Below are 18,730 nucleotides of genomic sequence, written 5' to 3'. Positions count from 1 at the left end.
TAAGTTTTGACGGCTCTCATTGACAGTAGGTTACATTTTAGCGCAGTTGAAAAAGAGATTAATTCATAATATACTTTTCAAATGTACAGATTTGATCTTTAATGATGACTATACATACTAATGCAGATGAAGGAGATGTCAAGAGAATGCTTGATACTCAGCAAATTAAAGAAATTATTCCTCACCGTTATCCATTTTTGCTTGTAGACCGGATTACGGAAGTTGAAGAGGGCAAACGTGCAAAAGGCTATAAAAATGTAACTGCAAATGAAGAGTTCTTTAACGGACATTTTCCTCAGTATCCGGTCATGCCCGGCGTATTAATCGTAGAAGCGCTTGCTCAAGTCGGAGCTGTTGCGATGCTGATTAAAGAAGAAAACCGCGGCAGACTGGCGTTTTTTGCAGGCATTGACAATTGCCGGTTTAAAAAACAAGTCAAGCCTGGTGACCAGCTTCATCTTGAGGTTGAAATCACTCGTGCGCGCGGCACAATCGGACGCGGAAAAGGCGTTGCCACAGTTGATGATGAAATCGTTTGCGAAGTTGAATTGACTTTTGCTCTCGGTGAATAATTGAAAAAAGGCAGATGGGCAACGGCACATTTGTCTTTTTTTCTTTCAAAATATGAAAAATAGCAGGTGATTGTATGTGGAAAGAATTTAAAGCCTTTGCCATGCGCGGAAATATCGTTGACCTTGCAATCGGTGTTGTAATTGGCGGGGCATTCGGCAAGATCGTCACATCTCTGGTTAATGATATCATCATGCCTTTGGTAGGTTTGCTGCTGGGAGGGCTTGATTTTTCAGGCCTGTCGTTTACGTTTGGTGATGCTGTAGTGAAGTACGGCAGCTTTATCCAGACGATCGTGAATTTTTTAATCATATCGTTTTCCATTTTTATCGTCATTCGGATATTGAATGGATTGAGACGCAAAAAAGAAGCAGAGGAAGAAGAGGCGGCGGAGGAAGCGGCGGATGCGCAAGAGGAGCTGCTGAAGGAAATCAGAGATCTGCTAAAGCAGCAGACAAAGTCACCGGAATAAAAAAAGACCGTCGTTCGGAAACGGCGGTCTTTTTTATTCAGAAAAATGTCTATGGCGGTGCTTTTCGCTTCTGTTTCGATTCCGTCAATGTTCGTGAAACTGTACGCCGCGTGCCCGGTTTTGATAATGCCGGCATACCAGCGGGATGCCGAAGCAAGCTTTTCCATCGTATTACGTTTTCATAAAAAATAGACATTTTTTTCTTTATATATAACGGAGAGATTTGGAGAGTGTAGTTTAGCCTTGACAATTTCGCCGCTGATGTCTTCGTTGGCGAAATGTTTATTAGATCCCGTAAGATAAAAGTGCTGTCATGACTGCTTTTTCGTATTTCCGTTTATTGACCTTCTGCAGGTGTCTGCAAATTAGAGTGTCTTGAGGAGAGCAGCGCCGATAAGTGATAAAAAGAATGCTCCGCCTCAGCATCTGAGAGGGAACATGCCCCTCATATTTATAATTTTTGCTTAAACGCCTCAATCAGTTTCGTTCCTGTATAACCCTCTTTTACAAGGGACTCGAGAATGGTTTCAGTGCCCTGCTGCTTTCTTGTGACCATTTGTCCGTAGAGTAAAACCTGTATGCTTTCTTCCAGCTTGACGATATTTTTCACTGCCGCTGTCAGCTGGGCGGGGCGATTGCTTTTTTTCGTGATCGTTACAAATACTTTGGCTTCAGATTGGCTGTTTTGAAGCTGTTCAAAAAAAGACAGATGTTCTTTCTGTACAAGCGCCTCAATCAGCCAATGATTTTCACCGTCTTCTTTATTTATAATCAGTCCGTCAATAAGGGGAAACTGTTCAATTGATTGTTCTTCCTTGTCCACTCGTTCCACATTCAGGTCAACCAGTTTAAAGGTTTTCATTTCTTCTCACCCCGATTACTTCCAAAGTTTTCTTGCCTTCCATTATAACATAAACGTTTTCGAGGAAAAAATGCTGCAATGCCGGGGATAAAGAATTTTGTATTGGTGAAATATTTAATAATTTCATTTTTTTCATTATACTGTAACTGACTATAGAATACGGAGAGATGTGTATGAATCAATTGCATTTAAAAGAAATTTATATTGACGGCACTCCTTCTGAAGACCGTTGGATCCAAAAGGATGAAGCATATATATTAAGCCGTAAAGACGTGTTTGAGGTCCATCTGAACAAAAAAGGGAGGATGAGTTTTTTATACGAAACACATGATGGCATGGAGCAGTATAAAATCGAGCTGTCTATGCCGGAAAAAAAACTGAGCTTTCAGTGGTTTGCATGGGATGGTTCTTCCTACGTGTGTATGAACACGCAGAATTGGCTGACAAAGCAAATATTTTTTCGGTTTTTAAAAAATACATATTTCTTTAAAGGGAAAAAACAAAAGATGTTTTTAGCTGAAGGAAAAATGAAAACGAGGGATAAAAACAGAGGCTGAAAATCATTTTTGAGCATTTTTCTTTTCTCATTGTATCATCTACAATACATATAACCGCAAGGAGAGGAGGAATCACATGTTCAATCAGGTCATGCTTGTCGGACGTCTAACAAAAGATCCTGAGCTTCGCTACACTTCCGCCGGTGGGGCAGTTGCGCACGTTACGCTTGCGGTAAACCGCAGCTTCAAAAATGCTTCAGGGGAAACCGAGGCCGATTACGTCAATTGCACGCTTTGGAGAAAAACAGCTGAAAACACGGCGTTGTATTGCCAAAAAGGTTCTCTCGTCGGCGTAAGCGGAAGAATTCAGACAAGGAGCTATGAAAATGCAGAAGGTGTTAACGTCTATGTAACAGAAGTGCTGGCTGACACTGTTCGTTTTATGGACCCTAAACCCCGGGAAAAAGCTGCCGATTGACATCCCCTTGATCCTCCCGTTTTCTATTCATTCACGATTATCAGAAGCTCCGCATCATCCCCTCAAAATTGACCAGTCGACCAGACTGGTTCTTTCTTTTTGTCATTTAATGGTTCTTATGATGCATTTTTGCTTAAAATCACTTAATAATGTTGAATAAAACTGAATTAAAACTTATAATTACTTAAAGATGATGGATAAGAAAAGGAATGAGAGCGTGTACCAAGAAGAAAGATTAGTAGCCATTTTGGATTTTTTAAAACAGCATAATCGAATTACAACAGAGCAGATCTGTACGCTCCTTCATGTATCAAGGGACACAGCGAGACGGGATCTTGTGAGGCTGGAGGAACAAAATGCCATCATCCGCACAAGAGGCGGTGCCATTTTGCCGACTGTGCATCAGAAAATTCAAAGCTATTCCGGCCGCTTGAAAACAGTGTCCGAGGAAAAAAACAAGATCGGCAGGCTTGCCGCATCGCTCATACATGATGGAGACCGGGTGATTTTAGACGCCTCTACAACCGTTCAGGCATGCGCAAAGCATTTGACTGCGGATTGTACGGTGATTACCAACTCGATTAATCTCGCGGAAGTGCTGTCCGATAAAGAGGGAATTGAAATCTATCTGCTCGGAGGCAAGCTGGAAAAGGAGCACCGGTTTCTGTACGGCGCCTCTGTGATTGAAAAGCTTTCAAGCTATCACGTCGATAAAGCGCTGATCGGTGTGGTTGGCATTTCCGAGCATGGCATTACGATTGCGCATGAAGAAGATGGCATGGTGAAGCGAAAAATGATTCAGCAGGCAAAGCAGGTAATCGCACTTGCAGATCATTCGAAACTCGGAAGCACTAGTTTTTATCAGTATGCGGAGCTGAGTGAAATCGATCTCTTGATCACAGACAGGCTGCCGAATCAGGCGTTTTGTGACTTGCTTGACCGCAATGGTGTGGAACTTCTTGTGACAGAGCAGAATGAAGGAAAGGGCTGACAAACGTGAAATTAATTGCGATTGACTTAGATGGAACCTTACTCAACAGTAAGCATCGGGTAAGCTTGGAAAATGAAAACGCTCTGCGGCAGGCCCAGCAAGACGGCATTGAAGTAGTCGTGTCTACCGGGCGCGCTTATTTTGATGTCGTGTCGATCTTTGAGCCGCTTGGAATCAAAACGTGGGTCATCAGCGCAAACGGCGCCGTTATTCACGATACTGACGGCAGGCTTTATCATCAGGAAACCATTGAGAAGCAACGGGCGTATGAGATTCTCTCATGGCTTGAGTCGGAAAACTATTACTACGAAGTATTCACGGGCTCAGCTATTTATACGCCTCAGCAAGGAAGAGAGCTGCTTGAGATTGAGCTGGATCGATTCAAAAGCGCGAATCCGGAAGCGGATCTTGCCGTCCTTAAGCAGGCAGCCGAGGTGCAATACACCCAATCCGGCTTCGCTTACATCGACTCGTTTCAAGAGCTGTTTGAGCCTGGCCGGCAGCTTGATTTTTATAACATTCTCGGTTTTTCTTTCTTCAAAGAGAAGCTTGAAGCAGGCTGGAAAAGATATGAGCATGCTGATGATTTAACGCTTGTCAGTTCGGCTGAGCATAACTTTGAGCTTACTGCCCGCAAAGCTTCCAAGGGGCAGGCGCTGAAGAAGCTTGCGGCACGGCTGAATATTCCGATCGAAGAAACCGCGGCTGTAGGTGACAGCTTAAACGACAAATCGATGCTGGAGGCTGCGGGAAAAGGTGTGGCGATGGGTAATGCGCGGGAAGATATCAAAGTAATGGCCGACGCCGTCACCTTGACCAATGATGAACACGGCGTTGCCCATATGATGAAGAACTTATTGTAGGTTTATAGACTAAACCAAAAGTGCATCCTGTTGATAACCGGCGTAACGGATTCTTTGGAAATTCGGCGTGACGGCTATGAACGGAAAAAGCTGGCTCCTGAAAGAGCCAGCTTTTTTATAGTCATCATCGCGCTGAAGCGCTTAATGTAAACAAATCCTCAAGTTCCTGTGTGGAAAGCTCGGTAATCCATTTTTCACTTTGGATAATTTGATCGTTTAACGTTTGCTTCGATTCGAGCATCATATCGATTTTTTCTTCAATTGTGCCCGTTGTAATCATTTTATGAACGTGGACAAAGCGCTCTTGACCTATGCGGTATGCCCGGTCAGTGGCTTGGTTTTCAACCGCCGGGTTCCACCATCTGTCATAATGGATGACGTGATTGGCGGCGGTCAAATTAAGTCCGGTGCCTCCGGCTTTGAGCGAAAGAATGAGTGTCGGGTATTCTTTTTTCTGAAACTTCTCCACGAGGGTATCCCGCTCTTGCTTCGTGAGACTCCCGTTTAGAAATTGCACAGGCTCACCGAATGTTTTTTCAAGCAGCCGCTTCATCATGTTCCCCATCTGAATGTATTGCGTGAAAATAAGGCAGCTTTCGTTTTGGGCGCGGATCGCTGTCATGAGCTCCAGCAATTTTTCGAGCTTGACTGATCTGCCAGCCAGCAGCTCGGATTGATCTTCTTTTAAATAGAGCGCGGGATGATCGCATATTTGCTTGAGCCGTCCGAGCATGCTGAGGATCAGCGCTTTTCGCTGCATGCCGGTCAGTGATGTCATATGGTCAAATGTGTCTTTGACAAGCTGCTCATAAAGTGACGCCTGTTCGGCTGACAGCGGGATAAACTCTTTTTCTTCGAGCTTCTCAGGAAGGTTAAGCGCGACCTCCTCATCCCGTTTTGTCCGCCGCAGAAGGAACGGCCGGATTAACTGCTGAAGCTGTCCGATTCTCTTTTCGTCCCGGTCTTTTTCGATCGGCAGCACATAGCGTTTATGGAAGCCCGTCAAACTGCCGAGGTAGCCTTTATTCATGAAGTCAAAAATCGACCACAGCTCAGTTAAACGATTTTCCATCGGAGTGCCGCTCAGCGCGATATGGTGAAGTCCTTTCAGCTTTCTGATGGCGCGTGATTGCTTCGTATGCGCGTTTTTAATATTTTGCGCTTCATCAAGGCAGATCGTACTCCATGTCACAGAAGACAGCTCTTCCGAATCAGCATGAGACAAACCGTATGAAGTGAGCACCACGTCTGCGTTTTCGTAATGCGCAGTGAAATCATCACCCTTTGGACGGCGCGGTCCATAATGCAGCGCGACAGACAGATCAGGGGCAAAGATTTGAAGTTCCCGCTGCCAGTTGCCGAGTACAGATGTCGGCGCGATAATCAAATGCGGCGTTTCTTGCCGTCCGCTTTCCTTCACATGAAGGAAATAAGCGATCATTTGAATCGTTTTCCCAAGCCCCATATCGTCAGCCAAACAGGCGCCAAAACCGCTTTCCCGCAGAAACAGCAGCCAGTTCATGCCGTATTTCTGATAGGGGCGGAGCGTTCCTTGGAAAGAAGGGCTGACGTTGTGCTCCGGCAGATTTTCCGCGGCCGTGAGCTTCCGAATCAGTGACCTGAGCTGTTTGGACAGATCAAATTGAATGCCGGCAAAAGCGGATGCATCAATCAGATCTGCATCCTCAAGCCCGCCTTCCCCCTGATCCATTAGTTCGCGCGCCAAAATGTCAGACATGTGGAGTCCTTCCGATTCCGCTTTTTCCATCAGACGTTTCATCTGTTTGATAAACTGCGGATCAATTTTCACCCATTGCCCGCGGATGTTCACAAGGCGTCTGTTGCTGGCGACCAGCTCATTAAATTCAGCTTCAGTCAGCTCAATGCCATTTGTCGCAAACCGCCAATTGAAATCAAGCAGCGCATTCATGCCGACAAACGATTCGCCGCGCGGGGCGGATGACACCTTTGCCTTCAGCATCATGTTGCTGTCTCTGACAATCTGCCACCAGGACGGCAAAAGAATTTCAACGCCCATATCGACAAGCGTCTCACTCGCCTCTGACAGGAAGATCCAAGCTTCTTCCTCTGATATCAGCGTTGTTCCGGAATCAAATGAGAGCCACGGCACTGTTCTGTGAAAGCGATCCTGCTCACGCGCGATTTTATCGCTGTGCGCCTGCCACGATTTCTTAAGACTCTTCAGCCCGTCAAAGAATTCTACAGCGCCGCTTTTTTTATCGCGTAGAAACATTTCGATTTTCCAATCGTCTCCGTCAAAATCCGGTTCATTTAAGCGCAGGCCGACTGTAAATGGTGATTGATCATCAATCCAGCCGATCCCTTCGAGAAAATCCTCTTCATCGAGAAAATGTCCGCGGAATGTCGTGACCGCAGGCGATTTCTCCTTGATGTGTTCCCATTTCTCCCGCAGGTCATCATCGTATTGGATGTAATCCTGCACGGCAGCGGAAAACCAATCCGAAGTAAAGCCCTCCAGTATATTGTCCCGGTCCTTCCAGCGAAAAACACCGTTTGTCCATGCTTCATAATCAGGCAGAAAATCGCCGTCTGCGATAAATTCATAGATGGTCGAAGCCGCTTCAATCAGCGGCTCCGTTTCTTCTGTAAGCTGCACGGAGCTGAATGAGTTGAACGAGTTTTTGCCGAGAAGCTCTACAGTCATCCATGGAGAAAGCAAGACAGCGGTTGTCCCGATGAAGCTGACATCCTCGAGAAAGGTTCCGTAAAATGAGGATTCGTGCCATTGGAACAAATGCTTTTTCATATGGCTGTAGGGAAGAGGCTGCTCATTCTCATCAAAGGCTGAGAGTGTAAATGATCCATCTTCCATTTGTTCAACGTGGATGAGAATTTCTTTAAGACTCGCCATCAATCAACTTTCCTTTCTGCAGTTCTTCTTGAAGTGCGCGCAGGCGCTTATAATGTGAGCTCAGCTGCTGAATATAACGCTCCCACACCTTCAGTTTCTTCGCTTTTCTGTATAGGGTGCGCAGTTTTTTCAAATACCGGGCGGCTTCCTTGTATGAGCTGCGGTTTTTCTGATCGATGAAAAAGGCCACTTCTCTGTGATAAGCCGGTATCAGCGCCTCAGGATCGCTCGCTGCAATCTCTTTCAGCATCATTTTATCCATTTCATAGATGGAAAAGCCGACAAGGCTGTGAATTTCGATCCATTCGGCATAGCGTTTTTTCTCATACAAATGATGGCTGTATTCTGTGAACGTATACGGCAGACAGCCCGCGGCATAGCGTTCAAACAGCGCTTGGTCATTGGTTTGCTTCACATAGGCATTCAGCAGAAGGAACAGCTCGCCGATCACGTCGCGAATCTCTTTAAACGGCTTATCCAGCTTCGTATAACCCATCGCAATCGGTTCAATCCGCTGATACCATGTTTTCAGCCGTTTCCAATCCTTTTTGGCAGTGATTTCACTCAGCCACTGAAACGTATACGGCAGTGCTTCCGGCGGAAATTGATCGGCTTCTGCAAAAATAACATCATCATTTTTTAGCAGGAATTCCAAATGCAGGCGCCCAAATTGCAATTCAGGAGAAAAACGCCGTCCTGCTTCTTTTTTTAAAATCTCCTGTTCGCGTGCCACCCATTTTGGCCGTGACAGCAGCGCGCTCCAAATTTCACCAAAGATGCGGATCCGTTCATATTGAAAAATATCTTCTTTCAACAGCAACTGTCGGATAACATCCGGTGTTTTTTCCAAAAACGGATCAAGCGCAAAAGACAAGGCGTATGTTTTCAATTTATCAATAGAGCTGTAGATCGTATCCATCAGCTGTTCAACATACGGATTGAGGGAATAAAAGTCTTTCTCAGGGTTCAGTTTGCCCGCTTCAATCAATGCGAACATCCGAAGCCACACGGCAATCGCGGAATGAATCTGATACAGGCTTTTCAGCTCTGGCTTATTCGGCGTGTGCTTTTTTAATGCGGACAGGTAGCCGTAATAAAGGCCTTGCATGTTTTGGCTGCCCTCCGGCGTGCGCGCCTGCCAGAGAGAAAACTCAGAATCAAAAAAAGCGAGCCAGCTTGAAAGCGATTCTTCATTAGGCAGCACCTTTTCCTGAAATTGGCGGCGGACGAGCTCCTTGCTTTCCTCAAGCTTTTCCCTCTCCAGCCAATACTCTGTAAAAGTACCCACTCGCCCGAACATTGCATATACATATAAAAAAACAGCCAGCATATGGCGGCAGATTCTTCCGGACGGACATGAACAGCCGCTTTTGACTATGACAAACAAGTTCAATGTGACCCGCACAGGCACAACATCCTGCACGTAAGCCGTAACTTCCGTCGGACTCACTGCTTGTAAACGATAGACTGAATCCTGCCGATATAAAATAAGGGCTTTTTTGATCAGCTGAACATTTTCCTCATTGTAAGGAAGAAGTTCTTTCAACTGTTCAGCAGATGCCAGCACATCGTCTTTGGAAATCATATTCTGAAGCATGATTATCGCTCCTAACCGAGTCACGTAATAAAAAGATCCAATTTCTCTATTATATCGCAACACATCGGCCTGAAAAAGTTTTTCCTAAAAAAGGACATAAAAAGTGGAATGTGTCGAATGATGTATTAGAGATTGCAAATTGATAACCGGCATCATATAATAATCGTGTTTTCAACTCAATGGAAGCTGAAAGGAACAAAAAGATGAGTGAAAAGAAATTAAATCAAGAGGAATTTCTGAAAATTTTGATGCATGCACATGAAATTGGTGAGCAGTCATCTGAGATGACGACGAAGGAAATGCTTGAAAATTTGATTTCTCATATTAAAAATGGATATGCAACATAAGAGTCCCGCACGCCTTTTGCGGGATTTTTTTATGTGCGGTGACATGACGGCCTGAATAGGGGAAAAGAGACGTCTGTGTCCAGATAATTAATAGAACGCTTACATAAATGGTCGCGCCACAGCGTTTTGTAGAAATGTCGAATGTTGTCACGTGAAAATCTGGAGAAATGTGGTTTCTGCGTTGTATAATCGTAAATGTAAAAGGATGCTTTAAGAGATTTGGAGGTATCATGAGGGAATCTACTAGTTTGAAAGAGATATTATCAACGTTAACAAAACGCTTACTTTTGATTGTGATTGTGACTGCAGCTGCCACTGCTGCCGGCGGACTCATCAGTTTCTTCGCACTTACACCCGTCTACGAAAATTCAACTCAGATTCTGGTCAATCAATCAAAAAATGATCGAAAAGAAGTCCAATTTAACGATGTCCAAACCAACCTTCAGTTAATCAATACGTACAACGTCATCATTAAGAGCCCTGCCATATTAGACGAAGTCATTAAAGAAATGGGCCTGCCGATGACATGGCAAGAACTGAATGACAAAATTTCCGTATCCAGCGAACAGGACTCCCAAGTGGTCAACATATCAGTCAGGGATGAAAACGCGGAAACAGCGGCTCATATTGCCAATACGATCGCATCTGTCTTTAAAACCAACATCACATCTATTATGAATGTTGACAATGTCAGTATTCTGTCAAAAGCCGAGGTTTTAGAACATCCGTCACCTGTATCACCAAAGCCGCTTCTTAACATTGCCATCGCGTTTGCGGCCGGATTGGCGGGAAGCATCGGACTGGCTTTCCTGCTTGAGCATTTAGATAATACGATCAAATCGGAAGAGCAGCTCGAATCATTGCTGGACATTCCGGTTTTAGGGACGGTTTCCACGATAGCGAATGATCGGAAAACAGGGAAGAGCCTGCACGGTATCCAATCTGAAAAGGCGGGAAGTGGACATTTTGGCGTTTAGGAAAAGCAGGGGCTCTTGGATGAGCGGGAATGTCATTGCGATGACAGAGCCGAAATCCTTGAACTCTGAACAATATAGGACGATTCGGACGAATATAGAATTTGCTTCAGTGGACAGGCCGATGAAATCAGTGATGATCACATCGGCCTGTCCCGGAGAAGGAAAATCAACGACGGCCGCCAATCTGGCTGTCGTATTTGCCCAGCAGGGAAAAAAAGTGCTCCTGATTGATGCTTATTTGCGAAAACCCACCGTACATACGGCCTTTCATCTTGAGAATATGAGTGGCTTAACATCTGTCTTATTAAAGAAAAGCTCACTGAGGCAGACTGTACAAGCCTCGAGTGAAAAACGTCTTGACGTGCTGACGAGCGGTCCGATCCCGCCAAACCCCGCTGAACTCCTCTCCTCGATGTGGATGAAGGAGCTTGCAGACGAAGCGTGTAAGGCATATGATATGGTCATTTTTGATACGCCGCCGATTCTCGCCGTAGCAGATGCGCAGATTGTAGGCAGTGTGGCAGACGGTTCTGTATTGGTCATTTCAAGCGGGAAAACAGAAAAAGAACAAGCCGCAAAAGCGAAAGAGGTGCTCGAATCATGCAGCAGCAAGCTCCTTGGGGCAATTATGAATGGCAAAAAGCTCTCGAAGCGCTCTGAATACAGATACTACGGAAACAAGGATAATTTCATACAAAATAAATAACGTGCGTCTTGCCCGTTATTTATTTTTGCGAAAAAAGGGAGGCTAAGACATGATTGATATTCACTGTCACATTCTTCCGGCAATGGATGACGGGGCAGGCGATTCAGCCGACAGCATAGAAATGGCAAGAGCCGCTGGCCGTCAGGGAATCAGGAGCATCATTGCGACACCGCATCATAAGAACGGTGTGTACGAAAACGAGCCAGCCGCAGTCAGAGAAGCGGCAGATCAGTTAAACAAACGTTTGATTAAAGAAAACATCCCGTTAACCGTGCTTCCGGGTCAGGAAATTCGAATCTACGGCGGTTTGGAACAGGACCTATCTGATCGGCAGCTGCTTTCGCTGAATGATACGAAATACATCCTGATTGAATTTCCATTTGATCACGTTCCCCGATATGCGGAGCAGCTTTTTTATGATTTGCAGCTGAAAGGATATATACCAGTTATCGCCCATCCAGAACGCAACAGGGAATTTCGCGAAAACCCGTCCTTGCTGTATCACCTTGTGGAAAAAGGCGCGGCATCTCAGATTACTTCAGGAAGTCTTGCAGGGATTTTCGGAAAACAGCTGAAAGCATTTTCTCTTCGGCTGACTGAAGCCCATTTGGTTCATTTCGTAGCCTCAGATGCTCATAATCTGAAAACAAGAGACTTTCATTACCAGAAAGCCCTTCATGTTCTTGAGAAAGAATTCGGTTCGGAATGCCCTTATATGCTGACGGAAAACGCCGAGCTTCTTCTGCAAAACCAGACGATCACTAGACGGCCTCCGCAGCGGGTCAAAAGAAGAAAATTATTTGGGCTCTTTTAAACACCCGGTTTTCATTTCACCACTTTCTTTATGAGAGCGATATAATAGTATATTGTATGATTGAATCACATTTCAGAAATTTGTACAGGCTGTACCCGACAGGCTGCGCGGGAGATCATCCGCATGCATGATAGGATGCTCTCATACGATAATACGAAAGCTGCAAAGCAGCAATTTAACTGTTGGAGGGAAACAGATGAATATAACAGTCATCGGAACAGGCTATGTCGGTCTTGTGACAGGTGTTTCTCTTTCTGAGATTGGACATCATGTAACCTGCATTGATATTGACGCTCACAAGATTGATGAGATGAGAAAGGGCATTTCCCCTATATTTGAACCGGGTCTTGAAGAGCTGATGAGAAAAAATACAGCTGATGGACGGCTGGACTTTGAAACGAGCTATGAGAAAGGCCTGACACAGGCAGACATTATTTTTATAGCGGTCGGCACGCCCCAGAAAAGCGACGGGCACGCGGATTTGGCGCATATTACAGATGTGGCCAAATGCATCGCTCAACATGTCAAAAAGGACACCATCGTGGTAACGAAAAGCACAGTGCCAGTCGGGACAAACGATTTGATTGATGGACTGATCACTGAACATCTATCGGAGCCTGTCAGCATTTCAGTGGCATCCAACCCGGAATTTTTACGTGAAGGGTCGGCGATCTATGACACCTTTCATGGCGACAGGATCGTGATCGGAACAGCGGATCAGAAAACCGCCAAGACGCTTGAGGAGCTTTTCAGCCCATTTCAAATCCCGATTTATCAAACGGATATCAGAAGCGCCGAGATGATCAAATATGCCTCGAATGCTTTTTTGGCCACTAAGATCAGTTTTATAAATGAAATTTCGAATATATGTGAAAAGGTCGGCGCCGATATTGAAGCAGTCGCGTACGGCATGGGACAGGATAAGCGGATCGGGAGCCAGTTTTTAAAAGCGGGCATAGGCTACGGCGGCTCCTGTTTTCCGAAGGACACAAACGCCCTCGTGCAAATTGCCGGCAATGTCGAGCATAATTTTGAACTGCTGAAATCGGTCATTAAGGTCAACAACAATCAGCAGGCGATGCTGGTCGATAAAGCGCTGAACAGGCTCGGCGGGGTGACGGGAAAAACAATTGCTCTTTTAGGACTGTCATTTAAACCGAATACAGATGATATGAGGGAAGCGCCGTCGATTGTCATTGCGGACCGTCTCGCTGCGCTCGACGCCCATATTAACGCATACGATCCCATTGCCGCCGGCCATGCGAAGCGTGTTTTGCCAGAAGCTGTTGAATACAAAGAGACGATCGAGGAAGCAGTCAAAGGGTCCGACGCCGTCATGATTTTAACCGACTGGGCCGACATTAAACAATTTCCGTTAACAGCTTATCAGGATTTAATGGAAACGCCGCTCATATTTGACGGCAGAAACTGCTATACATTGGATGAAGCTGCGGGCGCTGGGGTAGAGTATTATTCTGTGGGACGGAAGGCGGTTGTTCCTTCTGGCGCAATTTAATAGTTGTCAAAGCAAAGACTGGCTGAGCGCCAGTCTTTTTTTTCGTCTATTGCTGATGAATGAAGTGGCTGAAAACGGCTTCGGTCATAAAATCGGCGGATACGCTTCTTTTACTCAGTATGGTTCGCGGGAATACAACCCACCATCATTCTTTTGCAAATGGATTGAGACGATGATATTGATTCAATGTGGAGTGACGTTGGCATCGCCAATATTTAAGGGAAAAAGATTTTTCAAACGTTTTGTACAACTGGGACCGCAGCTAATACAAGCTTTTGATCCAAAGCGTCACTCCTGATGCCAATAGGGTCAGAAGCGGAAATAATATAAGCCAAATGACAAAATCAGACGTGGCTGAATCGATGCAGAACATAAACATAATCAATAAGCTCAGCACCGTAAGAGGCATTGACCAAAGACCATGTTTTGGAAACAGCAATGTGCCTGCAATACCGAAAACAAAGAAGGACAGAAAAGGAAAGACAACAAAAAATAACATCATCGGACTGAAAACACTCATTATCATCACCTTTATATCATTTTACAGTAATCACAACAAAACAAGTAGAGGCAGATCAACAGCATCTGTCGCTTTCAAGTGCCTTTTTAACTATGACTTTAGGTGTTTTCGTTTTGCGAAACGTTTTCATTAGCTGTATAACGAACAAAAACAAGCTCATAGACCTACCTTTCGAGAGCGTTATACACCTAAATTAAGCCGTTTACCCTATTTAAGCCGCCTTCTGGCTATTTTAAAATATAATATATGGAAATAAAGTATGGAAAAGTCTATCTTCATCAGCCCCTCCATACGACTTTTTGAGTATTAAGAGGTGATTCAGATGGGTTATGAAAGTATGCTGGCGGATATCAAAAGTTCGCTCAACGGAAAAATTTCCGACGTGGAAGACAAGATCGAAAAACTGAAAAAAGCAAAAAAAGACATAGACACACTGCAAGAAGAGGCAATCACTGAAATCAAAGAAATTGTGAAACCGGAATTGGGCAAGCACTGGACGGGAACAAAAGCGGATGATTTCGACAAAGGCAGAGAAGAGGCGAAATCGGAAGCATCTAAGATTGTGAATGAAAAATATAACCATTATATGTCTTCGATTCAAAGCAAAATACTTAGGCTTGAAGCAGAGAAATTTGAGCTGAATTTGACAAAAAGCGCAGCGAATACCGCAGGCGATCTTCTTGCTAAGGGAGAAGATTTCTTAGAAGAAGCAGGAAAACAAATTAGCAAACTAAAATGGTGGTGATCTTTTTTTATGTCAGAAATTAAGCTGAAGTACGACACAGTCATCAAAACATTGGATTCTGTCAAAGATGCGCTTGCTGATGTATCAATCGGCGCCGCCGGGTCTAATGGAAAAAACAAACTCGATTATACGAAAAAATATCATGAGCGTGAGGAGAACATCAAAACCATGCTCGGAGACTATAAAAAAGCGGTACAGAAAAATATCGAGGATACAAAGGATAACGTAGATTCACTCAAAGAACAGGACGAGGCGATAGCGGTAAAATAGAACAGAAAGGGCAGTGCGATGAGTAAAGTATTTGAATCAAAATCTTTAATCGAAGAAGCGAAGAGCAGAAAAAAGCAATATGAGACGCTGGAAGAGCAGCTGAACACGCTGAAAAAAGCGTTTCAGGAAGTGGCGGATTTAGGCGACAATTTTAAAGGAAAAGGCGCGGACAATATTAAAGATTTCTTTCAGGGGCAGGCGGAAATCGTCGAAAGCTGGCTGACGCTTGTCTCTGCTCAAATTGCGTTTTTAAATGGCATCTCGGGAGATATTAAAGATCAAGAACTCAGTGATTCATACGTGGAGACTTCATTTTTGGATCATGAGCTGCCCAACGGAGACTTGAAAGCCTCTGAGATTGTCTCCGCTCATAAAGAAGAAATCGATTCTATTTTGTCTGGCATCAGCGATATTATTGATCTCGACATGTACACGCTTGAAGACTATGCAGATAAGATGGGCGATGCCCAAAAAATCAGACGTGACACAATCACGGCAGTCGATAAGCTTGACGAATCCCTCACTACTGAATATCAAAATTTAGAATCTCTGGACAACGCGGTGCTCAGCAAATATTCCGTTCTCATGCAAGCCACCAGCAACGGGAAAAGCGCATCCCCTATGTATTACGACAAAAAAGCTTTCCAAAGCAATGAAATCTACAAAAGCGTCATTGAAGCAGAAAAACAGGGAACGACCTATATTGATGCAAAAACCCAGCAAGCAGAAGCAAGACGGCTCCAGGAAAAAGCCGAGGAAGAAGCGAACAAACCGTGGTACGAAAAAACATGGGATGGAGTTTGCAACTTTACTGGAGAAGTCACTGGCTATTATGATTATAAAAGGGCAACCGAAGGCGTTGATCCGGTTACCGGAGAAAAACTCTCCGCCGCAGAACGTGTGACAGCGGGAGCAATGGCCGCTGCCGGATTTATACCGGTCGTCGGCTGGGCAGGCCGCGCCTTCAAAGGCGGAAAAGCCATCTACAAAACCGGAAAAGCAGCTATCGCTGCTGAACACGCTTTAGACGCCTACAAAACAGGCAAATCCTTAGACATTCTCAAAATGACAGAAATGGGCGCATACGGCCTCGTTGCATCAAACGGATTCTCAGAAGCCGTCACGGGGAAAGATATGTTTGGAAACAAAGTGTCTGAGGAGAAGCGGAAGCAAGGGGCGCTGGAAGCGGCATTGAGTTTAGTTGGTGCTGGTGCATTGGCGAAACATATTGACAAAGGCATACCGCTTGCAAAATCGCCACAAGCAGCAAAAGTTGAAAAAGGGAAAAAGATTCTAGACCAAGTAAAAGAATTCAAAGTGCCGACGAATGTAAAAATTCGCGTCCACAAGACTGTCACACCGGATGGCGCAACTTTCCCAATTGTTCATGCTGATGTGAAAACCAAAGCTGTGAAAGATCTTGGAATTGTGAAGATGGCGGGTAGTGGTAAAGGCACTAAGGGACCGATGATAGAGCAGAAGAGGAAAATACCGGGACGACCGGGTCATACAACAAAAAGTGATTCAACTGAACTTGGGAAAAACTTGTTAGAATCTATGGGATTAACACGGTCATCAAAATGGACTGGATACCAAGCCCAACATATTATTCCTGGAGAACTATATAACCATCCTATAATTAAAAAAATTGGAATGGAAACAAATCATGCATCGAACGGTATTTTCTTACCAATCCCTGCAGAGGCAATAAGCACTTTGTCTAGACATAGAGGTTATCACAGTGTTTATAATAATGTTGTAAAAAAACAGTTAAATAAAATGGACATTAATGAAAATGTTGAAGTTTTAGAACAACAAGTCTATGAATTACAGCAAAAACTAAAATTAGGGGTGGAAAAAGGAATACCTCTTTATAAATCGAAAATCAAAAATGTAGAAAAATTTTATAAAAGGGGTCAAAACAAAAAGCTTCCTATTTGGCAAAGAGGTGGGGGAGCTACAGAGGAATTATGGGAAAGGTGGTTAAATAAATGAGTAGTTACGGTAAATATAGCGATTTAGTGGAAGAGGTAATTGACTTTATTAAGCACGGAGAATTATTTAAGAATAATAATCGGAATTTGTCTGATATTACACTTATAGAAGATTTTGAGATAGCGCAACAATTAGCATGGTCTCAAGATACTGATGAAGTTGAAGTAGTTTGGCAAGATGTAAAATCAAATGAAAGCGGACAGTTATTGGGTATAATTTTAAGTGATGATCACTTAAAAACATTAGATGAAGAATTGTCGAATATTTTCAATTCTGATGATAACTATTCTGAAGATTTCATTCCTATGGATTTTTGGGATATTGCTGAAGAAGTAGAGTCAGATCTGTATAAATGTGCAATCAATCGTCTAGTAAACGGTAATAAAGACAATCTTTTTGAGAAAATGTTTCAAGTGTATAAAACAGGCGGATGGCCTTGTGGATGGAAAGGTATATATCCTGAAGGTCAATTAGTCGCTTTTATACCCCCTAAAGATATGAATGATTAGTTTATTTGGGGTGTACCCAGAAGGAGATTGAACCGGAAGCTATAGCATTGAACCTTATAAAAAATAAAGCTTAGGAAATTAATAGTTACTATCAGAGGTTCTCATGGAAAGAAAACATATTAAATTAGATGTTCCAAAAGCTAATATACATCCTCTAAGAATAACACAAGGTTGGAAAGTAAATTATAATCATTTTGTTGAAATAGATCCAAGAACTTTAGAACCGAATGATGATTCCTGGTTTTTGTTCACAGACAGTTTGTTGCAGCTTTATCATGAACAATCCTCAATAACGCTTGATTTAGGCTGGGTTCCTGACATTTCTCCTGAAGGTAACTATCTGGTTTTAATAGTCAAAAATAATGATTGGAAAGATCCTATTAAAGAATTTTCATCAGATGATTATAAAAAAGTGATTTTATATATTGAATATCATTTAAAACAAGTAACAACTACTTGGTGGAAGTAGTTAAATAATAATGGATGGAATAGTTACAAATGGAACATGGAATCAGATTTATTAATGAATATCCTGAAATTGGTGAGTTGCTTCATCGTCTATTTGTGAATAGGGAATTAGACGAATGGTACAAGAACAAATGCGCAGAGAAAATAAAAGTACCTGATGAATGTAATCAAATAAAAGGTTTGAAAAAAATTGAAGTTAGAGATTTAAACAGTCCTTCAGGAGAAATCAATATTCACTTGCAAGATCTTTCTGGGGAAAATGGATTTCATTTAGAACAGCAAATCAATATGAAAGTATCTAAATTGGTTCCTGTTTATGTATTAGATTATAGTTATTCCCTAAGACACGATTTAATCGATGGGGCTTATGACATTGTTGGGACCGCTGAATCTTTAGAATTGATTCAGGGGACGAACTATATTAATAAAATAATGCATGAGAAAGGATTTATTGAACTCAGTTATTTGTATGATTACTACGATACTGTGTATGAGTGGAGTGAATTGCCACATATACAGCCTTTCAACAGGAGATTAACATTAGGAGATGCCTTGTTTACTGATGTATTAGAATTGCTATAGTTAAGAGCTTGCCGTGTTGTCAGCGGCAAGTTTTTTTATAGATAGTATAACAATGTGG

The 18,730-nt window shown here is 43.4% G+C and carries 21 protein-coding genes and 1 pseudogene; 18 read left to right on the top strand and 4 right to left on the bottom strand.

What is annotated here, in order from left to right; all coding sequences use genetic code 11:
* The first annotated feature begins 146 nt into the window (after positions 1–146).
* Positions 147–572 (top strand): 3-hydroxyacyl-ACP dehydratase FabZ, encoded by a 426-nt coding sequence (gene fabZ, locus G4P54_RS18745; protein ID WP_024713750.1) that lies wholly within the window; start codon positions 147–149, stop codon positions 570–572.
* 74 nt (positions 573–646) lie between these two features.
* Positions 647–1,042 carry a large conductance mechanosensitive channel protein MscL gene (mscL, locus tag G4P54_RS18740; RefSeq protein WP_024713749.1) on the top strand — a complete coding sequence of 132 codons (396 nt, stop codon included), beginning with the start codon at positions 647–649 and terminating at the stop codon, positions 1,040–1,042.
* Positions 1,043–1,493: 451 nt separating this feature from the next.
* Here the strand turns inward: mscL and G4P54_RS18735 are convergent, their stop codons facing one another.
* Positions 1,494–1,904, bottom strand: coding sequence for a YwpF-like family protein (locus G4P54_RS18735; RefSeq protein WP_003227794.1), 411 nt, complete (start codon positions 1,902–1,904; stop codon positions 1,494–1,496).
* Positions 1,905–2,077: 173 nt separating this feature from the next.
* Between G4P54_RS18735 and G4P54_RS18730 the strand changes: the two genes are divergently transcribed.
* The 4 genes from G4P54_RS18730 to G4P54_RS18715 all read left to right on the top strand — a co-directional run bounded on the left by G4P54_RS18730 (position 2,078) and on the right by G4P54_RS18715 (position 4,733).
* On the top strand, positions 2,078–2,461 hold the full coding sequence (locus tag G4P54_RS18730) for a hypothetical protein (protein WP_024713747.1): 384 nt from the start codon (positions 2,078–2,080) through the stop codon (positions 2,459–2,461).
* Between the two features lie 76 nt (positions 2,462–2,537).
* On the top strand, positions 2,538–2,879 hold the full coding sequence (gene ssbB / locus G4P54_RS18725) for a single-stranded DNA-binding protein SsbB (RefSeq protein ID WP_167873507.1): 342 nt from the start codon (positions 2,538–2,540) through the stop codon (positions 2,877–2,879).
* 217 nt (positions 2,880–3,096) lie between these two features.
* Entirely contained in the window at positions 3,097–3,870 is a 774-nt protein-coding gene (glcR, locus tag G4P54_RS18720; protein WP_024713745.1) for a transcriptional regulator GlcR, read from the top strand.
* A 5-nt stretch (positions 3,871–3,875) separates the two neighbouring features.
* A complete protein-coding gene (locus tag G4P54_RS18715) occupies positions 3,876–4,733 on the top strand; it encodes a Cof-type HAD-IIB family hydrolase (RefSeq protein ID WP_167873506.1) in 858 nt (285 codons plus the stop codon).
* Positions 4,734–4,857: 124 nt separating this feature from the next.
* Here the strand turns inward: G4P54_RS18715 and G4P54_RS18710 are convergent, their stop codons facing one another.
* Positions 4,858–7,626 carry a DEAD/DEAH box helicase gene (locus G4P54_RS18710; protein ID WP_167873505.1) on the bottom strand — a complete coding sequence of 923 codons (2,769 nt, stop codon included), beginning with the start codon at positions 7,624–7,626 and terminating at the stop codon, positions 4,858–4,860.
* Positions 7,613–9,223: an SWIM zinc finger family protein gene (locus G4P54_RS18705; RefSeq protein ID WP_167873504.1), complete on the bottom strand. Its 1,611-nt coding sequence runs from the start codon at positions 9,221–9,223 to the stop codon at positions 7,613–7,615. Before G4P54_RS18705 ends, G4P54_RS18710 begins: the two co-directional genes overlap by 14 nt.
* Positions 9,224–9,426: 203 nt before the next feature.
* Between G4P54_RS18705 and G4P54_RS18700 the strand changes: the two genes are divergently transcribed.
* The 6 genes and pseudogenes from G4P54_RS18700 to G4P54_RS18675 form a co-directional block, all read left to right on the top strand.
* On the top strand, positions 9,427–9,570 hold the full coding sequence (locus tag G4P54_RS18700) for a YwzD family small protein (RefSeq protein WP_003242876.1): 144 nt from the start codon (positions 9,427–9,429) through the stop codon (positions 9,568–9,570).
* Positions 9,571–9,800: 230 nt separating this feature from the next.
* A complete protein-coding gene (tkmA, locus tag G4P54_RS18695) occupies positions 9,801–10,547 on the top strand; it encodes a protein-tyrosine kinase activator TkmA (protein ID WP_167873503.1) in 747 nt (248 codons plus the stop codon).
* The gene (locus G4P54_RS18690) at positions 10,537–11,253 is read left to right on the top strand and encodes a CpsD/CapB family tyrosine-protein kinase (RefSeq protein ID WP_167873502.1); all 717 of its coding nucleotides are present in this window, start codon (positions 10,537–10,539) and stop codon (positions 11,251–11,253) included. The genes tkmA and G4P54_RS18690 overlap by 11 nt, the downstream gene beginning before the upstream one ends.
* Positions 11,254–11,302: 49 nt before the next feature.
* Positions 11,303–12,067, top strand: coding sequence for a tyrosine-protein phosphatase (locus G4P54_RS18685; RefSeq protein WP_167873501.1), 765 nt, complete (start codon positions 11,303–11,305; stop codon positions 12,065–12,067).
* A 196-nt stretch (positions 12,068–12,263) separates the two neighbouring features.
* Entirely contained in the window at positions 12,264–13,583 is a 1,320-nt protein-coding gene (gene uglF, locus G4P54_RS18680) for a UDP-glucose 6-dehydrogenase UglF (RefSeq protein ID WP_167873500.1), read from the top strand.
* Positions 13,584–13,635: 52 nt separating this feature from the next.
* Positions 13,636–13,849, top strand: a pseudogene (locus G4P54_RS18675) (DUF1963 domain-containing protein); the annotation flags it as partial.
* Here G4P54_RS18675 and G4P54_RS18670 read toward each other — a convergent pair.
* Positions 13,846–14,103 (bottom strand): DUF2651 family protein, encoded by a 258-nt coding sequence (locus G4P54_RS18670; RefSeq protein WP_167871454.1) that lies wholly within the window; start codon positions 14,101–14,103, stop codon positions 13,846–13,848. The pseudogene G4P54_RS18675 and the gene G4P54_RS18670 overlap by 4 nt on opposite strands.
* A gap of 322 nt (positions 14,104–14,425) precedes the next feature.
* On the opposite strand from G4P54_RS18670, the gene G4P54_RS18665 reads away from it, so the two are divergent.
* The 6 genes from G4P54_RS18665 (at position 14,426) to G4P54_RS18640 (ending at position 18,672) form a co-directional block, all read left to right on the top strand.
* The gene (locus G4P54_RS18665) at positions 14,426–14,848 is read left to right on the top strand and encodes a YwqH-like family protein (RefSeq protein ID WP_167873499.1); all 423 of its coding nucleotides are present in this window, start codon (positions 14,426–14,428) and stop codon (positions 14,846–14,848) included.
* A 9-nt stretch (positions 14,849–14,857) separates the two neighbouring features.
* Positions 14,858–15,118: a YwqI/YxiC family protein gene (locus tag G4P54_RS18660; protein ID WP_003227825.1), complete on the top strand. Its 261-nt coding sequence runs from the start codon at positions 14,858–14,860 to the stop codon at positions 15,116–15,118.
* An 18-nt stretch (positions 15,119–15,136) separates the two neighbouring features.
* Entirely contained in the window at positions 15,137–17,113 is a 1,977-nt protein-coding gene (locus G4P54_RS18655) for a T7SS effector LXG polymorphic toxin (protein ID WP_167873498.1), read from the top strand.
* Positions 17,110–17,622 (top strand): hypothetical protein, encoded by a 513-nt coding sequence (locus tag G4P54_RS18650; RefSeq protein ID WP_016937701.1) that lies wholly within the window; start codon positions 17,110–17,112, stop codon positions 17,620–17,622. The genes G4P54_RS18655 and G4P54_RS18650 overlap by 4 nt, the downstream gene beginning before the upstream one ends.
* A gap of 103 nt (positions 17,623–17,725) precedes the next feature.
* Positions 17,726–18,091: a hypothetical protein gene (locus tag G4P54_RS18645; RefSeq protein ID WP_167873497.1), complete on the top strand. Its 366-nt coding sequence runs from the start codon at positions 17,726–17,728 to the stop codon at positions 18,089–18,091.
* A gap of 29 nt (positions 18,092–18,120) precedes the next feature.
* A complete protein-coding gene (locus tag G4P54_RS18640) occupies positions 18,121–18,672 on the top strand; it encodes a hypothetical protein (RefSeq protein WP_167873496.1) in 552 nt (183 codons plus the stop codon).
* The last annotated feature ends 58 nt before the right edge of the window (positions 18,673–18,730 follow it).

The sequence above is a fragment of the Bacillus tequilensis genome (assembly GCF_012225885.1).
In the GTDB taxonomy this organism is placed as follows: domain Bacteria; phylum Bacillota; class Bacilli; order Bacillales; family Bacillaceae; genus Bacillus; species Bacillus tequilensis.
The sequence above is the reverse complement of the archived record's forward strand: the minus strand, read 5'-3'. Positions and strand labels throughout refer to the sequence as shown.